This window comes from Jannaschia seohaensis (genome assembly GCF_900116765.1).
GTDB lineage: Bacteria > Pseudomonadota > Alphaproteobacteria > Rhodobacterales > Rhodobacteraceae > Jannaschia > Jannaschia seohaensis.
On record NZ_UETC01000006.1, the window covers coordinates 171,265 to 183,155 of the forward strand.

Sequence of the window (11,891 nt, forward strand, 5' to 3'; positions counted from 1 at the left end):
GTCCGGTGAGTCCGACGAGCACGCTCTATTGGTCTCCAGGCTGACGGCATTCGTCAGAGAGAAGCACGGCGGAGCCGGGAACTTGGCGTTGTATCTGGATGACCAGAAGATGGGGCGCGAGCGCCCGCAGCGCATTGGCGGCCATTTACCCGACCTATACGCTCAGGATGTGCCCCGCACATTCGTCGTTATCGGAGAGGCCAAAACGCAGTCGGACCTGATATCACCTCGCTCCCATCGGCAACTTGCCACTTTCGTGCGCTATCTTTCGCTGCATAAGGCAGCGTTCTTCTACTTGGCCGTTCCATTCATTGCCAGGCCCACCGCGACGAAGCTGATGCGTGAACTTGAAGCCGCCTACGGAGCCGTAGGATCGCACATTTTGACGATTGATACGGGCTACTAGATATGCTGCGCCCCGACCCAAGATTGAACCTCACGGCCAGATTTAAGGCGTTTCCTTACCAGATTGATGCGGTCGAGGCCGTGAAGTCTCTGGAATACGCAGCCCTCTTTCACGAGCAAGGGCTCGGAAAGACTAAGATTGCAGTCGATCTTGCCTTACATTGGCTAGCCGAGAGGACGGTCGATACGGTGATGATCATCACGAAGCGCGCGTTGGTGGAAAACTGGCGGCAAGAGTTGGCAAGTCACACTCATATAAAACCTGGGATCCTCAGCCAGGATCGTAAACACAACTTCTTCGTTCTCAACTCTTCTGCGAGGATTGTGCTTGGACACTTCGAGATGGTGCGCTCCGAACAACCGCGCCTTGAAATGTTCTTGAAGACGCGCAGAGTAGGCGTGATCCTTGACGAAGCGCAGAAGATCAAGAATCCCTCAGCGGCGCTGACGCAGGCGTTTCATGAACTTCGGGAAGGCTTTGCGCGGCGGGTCATCATGACAGGAACGCCTGTGGCCAACCGACCCGAGGATATTTGGTCACAAGTCTTCTTTCTCGATGGGGGCGAAGCGCTCGGCGAAGACTTCGAAGCATTCCGATCAGACCTGTCACTGGACAACGACCTTCACCATAGCCCGGAGCGCCAGAAGAAATTCGCGGATGCCCTCGCTTCTGTATTCGAGAAACTTCGGGCGTTTTCCATCCGCGAAACAAAGAAATCAAGTGGTATCCAACTCCCTGACAAGGTGGTGCGCACTGTCACCACCTACATGGCACCGCATCAGGCAAAGCTCTACGACACCTATCGCGAGCAAGCACGCGCGGAAGTCATGCAGGACGGGCAACTGACCGAGGATGACGCTGAAGCCGTCCTGAAACGGTTGCTTCGTTTGGTACAGGTTACGTCAAATCCGGCGCTCGTGGATGAAAGCTACAAGGAGGAACCTGGCAAAGTCGCTGAGCTGAACCGTCTTGTGCGCGAGGCAACCGACGACGGTAGCAAGGTTATCGTTTGGACTTCGTTCGTGCGGAACGCCGATTGGCTGTGTCAGCGCTTGGCGGAGTACGGTGCGGTCAGAGTGCACGGTGAGCTACCGATAGAGGTAAGAAACCGGGCCATCGAAGACTTCAAGAACTGCGAAGATGTAAGCGTTCTTGTGGCGACACCGGGTGCCGCGAAGGAGGGATTGACCCTGACCGTAGCCAACCATGCCATCTACTATGATAGGTCTTTCAGTCTGGATGACTATCTTCAGTCGCAGGACAGAATTCACCGGATCTCGCAGAAGCGCGAGTGCTACATATGGAACCTCATCTGCGATGATACGATCGATTGCTGGGTGGACAGCCTGCTAAGCGCGAAGCGTCTGGCCGCACAACTGCTGCAGTCTGACGTAAGCAAGGAAGACTATGAGAATGCCGCCGACTACGATTTCGGTCGTGCAGTCGCGGAAATTTTGAACCCCGTAGCGGAGGCAGAATGAGTCCGGACGAAGATTACATCCTGATCCGGCAGAAGAAGATACCTGCGGTTACACGCGACATACCGCATGAAGACCTGAACTTCTGGCCTGACAACCCGAGAGTTTATTCCCTGCTAGACCGCAGTGAGGCTGAACCTGACCAGAATTCGATCTATCGTTCGATGTTAAAGCTGGAGCATGTCAGAGCGCTTAGGCATGATATTCTAGACAATGGCGGGCTCATCGACCCCATCATTGTTCGCGACTGTGACTTTGTCGTCATCGAAGGTAACAGCCGCCTTGCCGCCTACCGCTCCTTGGCGGCTGACAACCCCGCCAAGTGGAACCTGGTTCGTTGCCGCATTCTGCCTGCCGACATAAGCGACGCAGATGTCTACGCGATGCTCGGGCAGTACCACGTCAAAGGGAAGAAAGACTGGGCGCCGTATGAGAAAGCCGGCTTCGTATACCGTCGCCATGTCGATCAAAAAATCGACATTCCAGACTTAGCCCGCGAGCTTGGGGTTAGTCCGCAACATGTCAGACACCTGGTCAATGTCTTCCAGTTCATGAAGGACAACAAGGACGAAAGTCGGGAACGCTGGAGCCACTATGACGAGTTCTTGAAGTCCAGAAAAATTAAGAAGGCCCGCGATGAGATAGCAGACTTCGAGCAAAGGGTCGTAAGGCTTATCAAGTCTGGAAAAGTCCGCGCAGTAGACATTCGAGACCAGCTCCCGGTTATCTGTGAGACACCGCAGATCCTAAAGAAATTTTCGAAGGGGGATGTGGATGTGGAGGAAGCCTACACCGACGCCAAGCATGCCGGCGGCGACAGTGTCGAACTCAGCAAGGTAAAACGCTTCCGCTCTTGGATTTGCGAACCGGATGTGCTCGATGAGATTGTTGAGCATAATCCCGGAGTTCGTCAAAAAATAGAGTTTGAACTGAAGAAGATCGAATCCAGAATCGCAACAATACGAGAGCAGCTCGAGAAGGCGAAATCCGCGTCCCAATAGGACCTGATCAGGTCCACGTCGTGGTGCTTGCATGCTTGCCGATGGCCTTCCCGCCGGCAGGGTGCCACGCCGCTTGCATTTTGTGCCAGCGATCTATGCTCCTACACGATATAGTGCCCGCGCAGTCAGGATTTGGTTGCGAACACCGTCCCGTCAGGTCCATACACAGACTGAGCCACGAAGTGACCACTGCTAGATCGACAAGCCGGCCTGCGGTAGGTAAGGTGGAACAGAACGCGAATCGAGGCAGACCATGGCCAACAAGAACATCCTTCTTGTAGAACCGGGCTACAGAAACAAGTACCCGCCGCTGGGTCTGATGAAGATTGCGCAGTATCATGGCCCGAACGGCAAGCGGGACAATGTTCGGTTCGTAAAGGGCGAGGACTCCTCGGCCTATGAGACGGCTTGGGACCGCGTGTACATCACGACGCTGTTTTCGTTCGAGTGGGAGCGCACGGCCCGCAGCATTGACTATGCCCTCGACCTCGTGGGCGGCCAGGCCCACCGCGTCTTCGTCGGCGGCATCGCGGCCTCGCTCATGCATGAGAGCTTTATCGACGAACCACGCTGGCGTGGCGTCCGCTTCATCAAGGGTCTCCTTGGCGAAGCGCCGGCCGTCTCACTCGGCCTGGACCCATTTGAGGAAGAGCTCTACGCCGATGACGTGAACGGTAAGCCCATCGAGGACCTCGTCCCAGACTACAGTATCCTCGACCACATCGAGTACCAGTATCCGGTCAATGACGCGTACTTCACCTACGCCTCGCGAGGTTGCGTGCGAAAATGCGCATTTTGCGGCGTCCCGAAGCTCGAGGGTGCTCAGCGCGATACGAATTCGCTGAGCGAAGTCGTCGAAGGTGTGAGTAAGCTCTATGGCGAGAAACGTGACCTGATCCTGATGGACAACAACGTGGTCGCCTCGGCCAACTTTAAAGAAATCATCGCTGAAATTATCGATCTTGGATTTGAGCGAGGCGCCAAGCTCAAACGGGGACGGTACGAACTGCAGCGGCGCGTAGACTTCAACCAAGGCGTCGATGCGCGCATCCTGTGCAAGGACCCAATGTACTTGCAGCAGCTGGCACGGATTGCGCTCAAGCCACTTCGCATCGCCTTCGACCATCTAGGTGTAAAGAAGCCTTACGCCCAGGCGATCCGCTATTCGGCGGATGCCGGACTGACAGAGCTTTCCAACTACATGCTCTATAATTTCAATGACAGTCCGGCTGATCTATTTGAGCGTATGCGGCTGAACGTAACGCTCAATGAGGAACTCAACATACGCATCTTTTCTTTCCCGATGCGCTACCAGCCTGTCGCTCGACCTGATCGCGGACATGTCGGAAAGAATTGGAATTCATATTACCTGCGCTCGATGCAGGTGATCTTGCAGGCAACGCACGGCATCGTCAGTGGTGCACCTGAATTCTTCCGGAAGGCGTTTGGCGACACCTATGAAGAGTTCGAAAACATTTTGCTTCGTCCGCACCACTACATCTTCAATCGTTACTGGTATGAACAGTACGACGGGCGGTCTGAGTTCGATGAATTCCAAGCGACGATGAGGGCGCTTTCGGACGATGAGCGCACCGAGCTTCTTGGCTTCCTGTGTACGCGCGATAAGAACGACTATGCGCGTGACCTGAACGAGGTTGCCGCCGGCAAGCTACGAGAAGCTGCCCGGTTCTTCGTACCCATGTCCAAAGTAGATGAGGCGCGGATCTGGGAAGCTCAAAAGCGCCGGCGTGTTGAAGACATCAACGCCTATCTGGTTCCTGAGGATGAGCGAGTCGAAGATGCCGGCCTGACTGATGAGGATGTGCAGCCGTCCACGAATACGAAGAAACAGCTGAAAGGCATCACGCAGATTTACGCGTGAGAAAGAAACGGGAGCGGAGACATGGCTGAGGCGGCGCATATCGATGACGAAGGCTTTGACGATGCAGAAATCTTCGTCGGCAAGGACGTGTTGGAGCTCCTTAGCAGCTCCATGTATGTCAATCCGCTCTCCATCTTCCGCGAGTACATTCAGAACGCCACCGATGCCGTCGATGATGCGGTAGCTGCCGGGCTCCTTGCTTCCAGTAATTTCGGCCTGATCGAGATTAATCTCGATCATATCGACCGGCGAGTTGTGATCCGCGATAACGGCACGGGTTTGGCCAACCAGACCTTCGCCAGGCGAATGCTCTCCTTTGGCGCAAGTGATAAACGAGGCACGGACGCACGTGGGTTTCGAGGCGTCGGCCGGCTTTCTGCGCTCGGTTATGTTCAGCAGCTTGTGTTCCGCTCGCGCGCCAAGGGCGACACGAAGGTCCTCGAGGCCACGTGGGACGGACGCGTTGTTAAGCGCATGCTGGCATCCAATGATAGGGACTCCGACCTGCGCTCAATTGTTCGGGAGGCGGTGACGCTTAAGCGTCTGGAACCCGACGACTATCCGGTGCATTTTTTCGAGGTCGAGCTCATCAAACCGCGCCGTATCGCCAATGACAGACTGCTCAACGAGATCGAGATCGAGAGCTTCGTGAGCCAGGTTTGCCCCTGTCCATTTTCGCCCGAATTCTCTTTCGGTGAGGAGATCGCTGATCTGCTCTCTCAGCATGGCCGTGCTGGCAAGGCGTACCGGATTCACATCAACGGATCAGAGGAGCCAGTCTACCGGCCCTATCGCGACCATGTCGAATATTCAGACACGAAGCGCGCTTCGCTGCGCAGCCTGAAGACCTTCGAGATTGAGAGCATCGATGGAGCGCCAGCCGCTGTCGGCTGGCTCATTCATCATGACTACCAAGGTGCGATTCCCGCTGCGCAGGGAGTCCGGGGTTTGCGCGCTCGTGTCGGCAATATCCAAGTCGGCCATGATCGGCTGTTCTTGGAGATATTCCCTGAAGATCGCTTCTGTTCTTGGACCATTGGAGAGGTTCACGTGCTTGATGGTCGCGTCGTCCCGAACGGCCGCCGCGACGAATTCGAGAGCAACGCACATCTCGACAATATCATCGCTCACCTAAGACCTGTTGGCGCCGAAGTGGCGCGCGAGTGCCGTGTCTCCTCACAAAAGCGAAACCGCTTCAAGACATTCGAGCTCGCGGCCGACAAGGTCTACGAGAAGCTCGATGTCCTCAAGCAAGGGGCGATTTCGGATCGGTACGCCAAATCAATCAAGGCTGAGATCGGCACGCTGCTGTCTGAAATGAGAAAAGCTGTGGACTTTGATCTTTTCGAGGATGCTGATCGCCGTACAATGCGGTCACGCCTTATGACGATCGAGAAGGCAGTCGATGCCTATGCAAGCAAAGCAGAAGGCGACATTTTCGAGCACCTGCCTGAACGGAAAAGGGCCACCTACAAGGAAGTCTTTGATCTGATTTACGATTGTTCCGTCAACCAAGTAGCAGCAAAGAGCCTCATCGATCGTATGCTTGACCGGCTATCAAGGTCCTAGGTTTCCAGCAGGTTGCAGGCGCGACGACAAGGTTGTTTCCTGCCTGCGATCTCTATTTTGATCGGTTTTCAACGTTCAAATCCGCTCGAATGGAATCACGATCACCTGCCAAACTCTCGTATCAATCAGCTTCTCGTCCCCAACAATCCTCTCGAGCCGTCGCGATGCAAAAGCCCCCAGCGCCTCGGCCTCGCGTTCGACCCTCATGGCGCGTGCTTCGGCAATGCGCGCCTGCCGTTCGTCGGACGAAATCTGCGCACGGAAAGCAGCTGCGCGCGCTTGGGCCTCACTTTTCTCGCGGTGAGCCTCCGCCTTCACCAATTCGGACCTGCGTGCGACCTGCCCCGGATCGGGTAGGTGCGGCTTGATGGCGTGGGCCTTGGCCCGCCTGCGCATCGCGGCGTCCCGAAGTCGGGAAACGGTGTCCGGCAGCGTTACGGGGTCACCCGCTACGAGCCTCCCTGTCTCAGCACGTGGGTCAAGAAAGGCTGTGACGTGGGACGCCGGCAACCGCTCGAGATCGCCCCCCTCAGGGTTAATGGCCAGTCCTTCCAAGATAAGCCGGGTCGGCGCAGCGAGGCGCAGCCAGCGATCGTCGGCCTGTGAGGCGGCGCGAGCGTAGCGGCGCAGATGGCGCGCGTCCTCGCTGTTCAGGCCGTCCAACAGCCCGTCCCACCGGGCGTCTTCGTCAATTGGCAGCGACAGGCTGCATGCCGCTGCCGTCACAAGGAGGGGGCGAAGGTCGGACAGCGCAGAATGACCGGGCGGATATCCCACCGAGGCCACTGGAACTCTGTCCCGTTCGAGCGCGGTATCCGCCAGACTCAGGAACGCGGCGCAAAGCTGTTCATGAAATTCGTCGCCGTGGTCTATGAAGTGCAAGGGCCGGGCGACACCTTCGCGGTCCGTGGCCATCCTGAGCGGAGGGTCGGAAAGATGGCGTCTGTGGTGTAGAAAGGCGACCTGACCGGATCGTGGATTGGAACGTCGGTCGCCTTCGTTCCGACGCTCGAACAGTTCCAACGATAAGTCACGAGTTGCGCCGGAGTCTTTCACGCCGAGGTCAGCATACCATACACTGCCGAAGCGGGCGCCGTCTACCGATTGGTCCTTCTGTCCCGTCCTCACGTCCAAAAGGCTCGACGCCCGGAGAGCCTCCAGCCAGGCAAGAAGCTCGGCCTCTTCAGGGCCACGGGCGCCGTGTTCCGGTCGCGACGGCCGCAATCCGCCAGGCAGGCTCTTGCGTTCCAACATGGTGCGATGGCGCGCCCGTGCCGCGTCCGCCGTGTTAGGGTCGTACTGTGCGAGGCGGGAGGCTGCCAGTTCGCCGGTGCCGTCCCCGCCCATAAGCTCCAGGTCAGCCAAGGCAGCCGGTGCTTCCCGGCCCGCGGCCAGCGCGCCGAGGTGCCTCTCGATCTTTTTGGCGCGCTCCACGCTCATCGGAGGTGTTGGGCGCTCGAATACTCCTAGTCGTTCGAGACCATCGACGACGTCTGCCTCGGGCGACCCGGCCCATGTGATGGCGTGTATGCGAATACGCCCCTGATCCTGCCGCGCCTCCGCCGCCAGCGCCGCGCCCGGTCGTAGCCGGTCCAGACGACCGACCAGCTGATCGATACTGCGGACGGTCCAAGGGCAGGAATAGAGGACGATGGTCTCGCACCCATGATGGAGATTCAGCCCGGCTTCGGCCCAATCGCCCAGCAGCAGGATGTCGTCGGAGCCGCTCACGAAATCGCCGATCGTATCGACGTTGCGCCGGATTGCTGCCTCGGCATCGGCCGCGGTGTGCTCACCGCGCGCTAGACGTGCGATGCTTGTCTGTTCGCCTTCCGAAGAGCTCTGAAGGTAGGCGGGCAAGATACGTTCCAGGCGGGCCATCGTGTCGTTGTCTCCCGCGACCACGAGCACACGGGCGTTAGCATCCTCTGCACGGATCATCGCCAAGAAGTCGAGCAGCGCGTCCAGTCGGGAGTCGCCAATATTCGCATCCGCACTGTCGGGCATCTGGAAAAGATCGTTGGGGAGGGCGGCAAGCGCGTCGCGAGACGCCCGTCCGAGGCGGTGGAGCGCCCGTGCTCGGCTTATGGGATCGCTGCCGACGGTGCGCGCCAACACCTTTCGCGCTGTGGCGGCAAGACCGGCCTCGCGGACGAAAGTCGGGACGTTGGCGCGAGTGTAGTCTCGGCGTGGCATGTAGTCTGGCCAATCGGCCCGCGACCACCGGCAGATACGTCGACCGAATGCATCCCGCTCAAACGCGGTTCGAGCCTCGTCTGCGGACCGGATCGAGGCCGCGGCTGTCATCTCGTCCCGCCTGATGACCTCCGTTGGGTCGTCCGCGGTAGCGCTGCGAAGGGGCTCCAACATGGAGACGAACCAATGCAGCATTTCCGGTCGGCCAAGCTCCGGCGTCGCCGTCAAAGCAATAAACTGGGCGAAGGGTCGGGCGCGGGCTAGGGTGTCGCGTTGTGCGACTGTAAAGCTCTGCGGCTCGTCTAAGACGAGAAGGTCGTAGTGTTCGGACCCATGCCTCAGATGCACCGACAACGAAGATGGCTTGATAATTCTGACTGAGACGTCGGCCTCATCCTCCGAGGTGTTGCCGTCGATGAAGGCCGCTTCGCAGTGGCCACGAGTGGTCAACTCCTGTAGCCACTGGCCGATCAGATGGTCTGGGACCACGAGCAGCGTCCGATGGTCCGGGTCCTGGAGGCGCAGGGCGTTTAAGATCATAAGGGTCTGCACGGTTTTACCCAGCCCCACGCCGTCGGCCAGCAGATGCCGCAGCTCGGGCGCCTCCAGAATTCGGGCCACGTTGGCCATTTGGTGAGGCAAGGGATCTGCAGCGACCCCTAGCGCGCCTAGAAGCGCGTGGTCGCGCTCCACGCGCCGGCGGAGCGCCTGCACACCGTGGGCCATGCGCAGGTAGGCGTTCATAGTCGTTCGACCTCCCATCGAGCAGTTCTGAGCCGCAGAGCGGCATAGCGAATTGCACGGGCAGTCATCCGATCCTCGAAAAGCGCAGTGACGATCGGGAGCCAGTCGGTCATTGCGAAAGCACGCGGGTCGGTCCAGAGCGACAGTGCCACCGGAATGTCGCTTCCGGAGATCCGTCGCGCCTGGCGAGCAAGGCTCCCACGATCGATCCTGAAGTCTGCGATGGCGCGAGCGACTTCGAGGGTTTCGACGTTTTGGTAGTCGATGTTTCGAAGCGCGTTGGAGAGGCGCGGCGGGAGGATCATCCCGGCAAGGACGTGACGGCCGTTGCTTCGGACGGCGTGAGCGACTGCGGCCTGCCAGGCCTCCGGTGTGTTGTAGGCCTCGAAGTCAACGGGAGGGGCCGACCGCTCTGCGCGCGCCGGTGTCAGCGATTTCCAAGCTCTATCTATGCGCTCGTCTGCCCTTTCCGCCCATTTCTCGTCGAGCGTCTTTTCGAGGCAGCTGGGGGGCACAACGTCGGCGAAAGCGTCAGCCAGCGCCGCGGGCAAGCCATTCAGGTCCGCTTCTCCGATTTCCTGTCCGACCTCCCGCAGCTCAGATACCCCCGCCAAATCGAGGCGGATCACTGCTGCAGCGAGGCTGTCACGGAACCGTTTGCCTTCCGACGGCCTTGAATCTTCTTTCAACCAGATTTCGCCACACATCGTATTCACAATCGCGCGTTCGGCAACCTCAGCGGCTCCTCGTGCCTGGAGCGCGGCCACAACGTGGACAGGACGGGCACTACTCCAGCCAAGCCAGGCTTCGGTTTCGGCGCGCAGTCCCGGGCAGCTGTTCGAACGGCCGAGTTGCCGATGAACGTCCGGCGCCGCGGGCCGTGCATCGGTCATCCGCATGTGACTTGGCCCTGCAACGATGAAGTTTGGAGCCGAAACCCCGTCAACCTTGAGGAGCTGAGCCGCAGTGCCTTGGACACTCGCAACCGGGATCGCGAAAGGATCATCGGCAGGAACGCGGCGAACGGGAAGGTCTTTGGACCCGTCGGGTAAGGAGGCACGCCATCCGTCTTCGGCCTCGTACCATCGAATCTCAAGCTGTTCATCCGCGAGCGAAAACGACCGATAATCCCCATCCCACCGAATGGTCAGCATCGCCGCTCGTATCGTCTCCCCCTTGTCCTCGAACCCGCGCAACCCTGATGACAGGTTGGACAGGCCCGGGCCTCTCGCTGCAAGCCGCCCGGGGATGGTGGGCAGGGTTTCGCGGGAGAGAACGGTAGGAGCGCCTGGGATGCGCAGCTCCAGGCGCATCTCGACGTCCAGAAGTGCCCGCGGCCATGTCCGAGCGCGGTCGTCGTCGGGCGGCTGCGCGAGCGACACGAATACCGAGAGACGATCTTCACGAAGGTCCGCGAGCACCGGGATACCAGGCTCCATGTGCACCGAGATTAGAGAAGGGATTGGGTCGGGACGGGTGAACCTCATGCTGGTTGTGCGGCGTACGTTGCGCTCGTCTTGGTAGTCCAAAACTAGCTGTTCACCATCACTAAGAATCAGACGCGCGGTCTCCCCGGTGAGAAGGCGTTCGGGCTCAGACACTTCATGGCGGGTGAAGCGAAGTGGCGTACGGGCATGGAGGACGACAGGCAGGTCCGCTGCGAAGAGCCGGGCGCCAAGACGAAGTCCGCCGCGAAGTTCAAACGGCAACGCCGCCGCGCCATCGTCGTCTTGAGGCCCGTACGGCTCGACCTTTTCTCCCGTGACACGAGACCGTTCCCGCTGGCGCCGTCGACGCTCCACTCTCGCGCGGACGAGGGTATCGCGGACAGGCGCTGCGGACATCATGTCGTTTTGGAGCCGATCGACGATCGATCGGGACAATCGCGTGTCGGGCGCGTCGAGTATCGCGGTGGCGACGGACTCCACTCGTGCCTCTCCGGCCGCCCAATCGTTGAGCGCCAGCAAACCGCTCCGTCGACAGCATTGCTGCACGGCCCGGACCAAAGCGGAATCGGCCGGATCCAGCATGGCGACCTCCAGAAGCGCCTCGCTCAAACCGACATGGATCTGGCGAGGGGCCAGTGCGTTGGTGAGCGGCCACGCGATGTGCCGGAATGCCCGCGAAAATGGAGTGTTGTCCGGGTGAGCAAGACCGACGGCACGATGCGCACGAAGATAATGGTCGCTCAGTGTCTCGCGAGCACTGGCGGACAAGTGCAGACCAAGTGCAGCTTCCAGGTGCGGCCAGTAGCCGGAAAGCAGCCCCCTGTAGGCGTAGCCGATCTCGGCTGTAAGCGCGAGCAGCGGCCAGCTGATTCCGGACCCGATCGCTCCAGTAGCTCGAAGCCGTCGTGCGATCTTGGAGGCGAGAGACCGTGCATCCTCCACGTTGAGACCGTGTTCGATGGCATAAACCGGCGCTCCTTCACGTTCTTGGGCTAGAGCACGGTAGCGATCTCCCAGATACGCATCGATTTCCTCGTAGCTTAGCACGCTTGCCCAACCCCACTCCGGCCAATATCACCTCAAGGACTCTGGTTGTGGACGAGGGACAAACGGGTAGCAGGTCATGTCAAGGATATTTTCCGATGGCTCTCTTAGCCTAACGGCCTC

General features: G+C 59.2%; 7 protein-coding genes. 5 read left to right on the top strand and 2 right to left on the bottom strand.

Features of this window, described 5'->3' with window-relative positions; genetic code table 11:
- Window positions 1-82: 82 nt before the first annotated feature.
- The 5 genes from DTQ71_RS14305 to DTQ71_RS14325 all read left to right on the top strand — a co-directional run bounded on the left by DTQ71_RS14305 (window position 83) and on the right by DTQ71_RS14325 (window position 6,336).
- The gene (locus DTQ71_RS14305) at window positions 83-406 is read left to right on the top strand and encodes a hypothetical protein (RefSeq protein WP_146204867.1); all 324 of its coding nucleotides are present in this window, start codon (window positions 83-85) and stop codon (window positions 404-406) included.
- 2 nt (window positions 407-408) lie between these two features.
- Window positions 409-1,887, top strand: a complete 1,479-nt coding sequence (locus tag DTQ71_RS14310; protein WP_109564978.1) for a DEAD/DEAH box helicase — start codon at window positions 409-411, stop codon at window positions 1,885-1,887.
- Window positions 1,884-2,885: a ParB N-terminal domain-containing protein gene (locus DTQ71_RS14315; RefSeq protein ID WP_109564979.1), complete on the top strand. Its 1,002-nt coding sequence runs from the start codon at window positions 1,884-1,886 to the stop codon at window positions 2,883-2,885. Before DTQ71_RS14310 ends, DTQ71_RS14315 begins: the two co-directional genes overlap by 4 nt.
- A gap of 253 nt (window positions 2,886-3,138) precedes the next feature.
- Window positions 3,139-4,767, top strand: coding sequence for a radical SAM protein (locus DTQ71_RS14320; RefSeq protein ID WP_109564980.1), 1,629 nt, complete (start codon window positions 3,139-3,141; stop codon window positions 4,765-4,767).
- A gap of 21 nt (window positions 4,768-4,788) precedes the next feature.
- Window positions 4,789-6,336, top strand: a complete 1,548-nt coding sequence (locus tag DTQ71_RS14325) for an ATP-binding protein (protein WP_109564981.1) — start codon at window positions 4,789-4,791, stop codon at window positions 6,334-6,336.
- Between the two features lie 75 nt (window positions 6,337-6,411).
- Here DTQ71_RS14325 and DTQ71_RS14330 read toward each other — a convergent pair whose 3' ends face one another.
- Window positions 6,412-9,276, bottom strand: coding sequence for a DEAD/DEAH box helicase family protein (locus DTQ71_RS14330; RefSeq protein ID WP_170125435.1), 2,865 nt, complete (start codon window positions 9,274-9,276; stop codon window positions 6,412-6,414).
- A complete protein-coding gene (locus DTQ71_RS23190; RefSeq protein WP_146204868.1) occupies window positions 9,273-11,771 on the bottom strand; it encodes a hypothetical protein in 2,499 nt (832 codons plus the stop codon). The genes DTQ71_RS14330 and DTQ71_RS23190 overlap by 4 nt, the downstream gene beginning before the upstream one ends.
- Window positions 11,772-11,891 lie beyond the last annotated feature (120 nt).

What these genes read in the sequence shown, in the direction of transcription:
- DTQ71_RS14310 (WP_109564978.1), top strand. Translation starts at nt 409, where the DNA reads ATGCTGCGCCCCGACCCAAGATTGAACCTCACGGCCAGATTTAAGGCG.
- DTQ71_RS14315 (WP_109564979.1), top strand. Translation starts at nt 1,884, where the DNA reads ATGAGTCCGGACGAAGATTACATCCTGATCCGGCAGAAGAAGATACCT.
- DTQ71_RS14320 (WP_109564980.1), top strand. Translation starts at nt 3,139, where the DNA reads ATGGCCAACAAGAACATCCTTCTTGTAGAACCGGGCTACAGAAACAAG.
- DTQ71_RS14325 (WP_109564981.1), top strand. Translation starts at nt 4,789, where the DNA reads ATGGCTGAGGCGGCGCATATCGATGACGAAGGCTTTGACGATGCAGAA.
- DTQ71_RS14330 (WP_170125435.1), bottom strand. Translation starts at nt 9,276, where the DNA reads ATGAACGCCTACCTGCGCATGGCCCACGGTGTGCAGGCGCTCCGCCGG.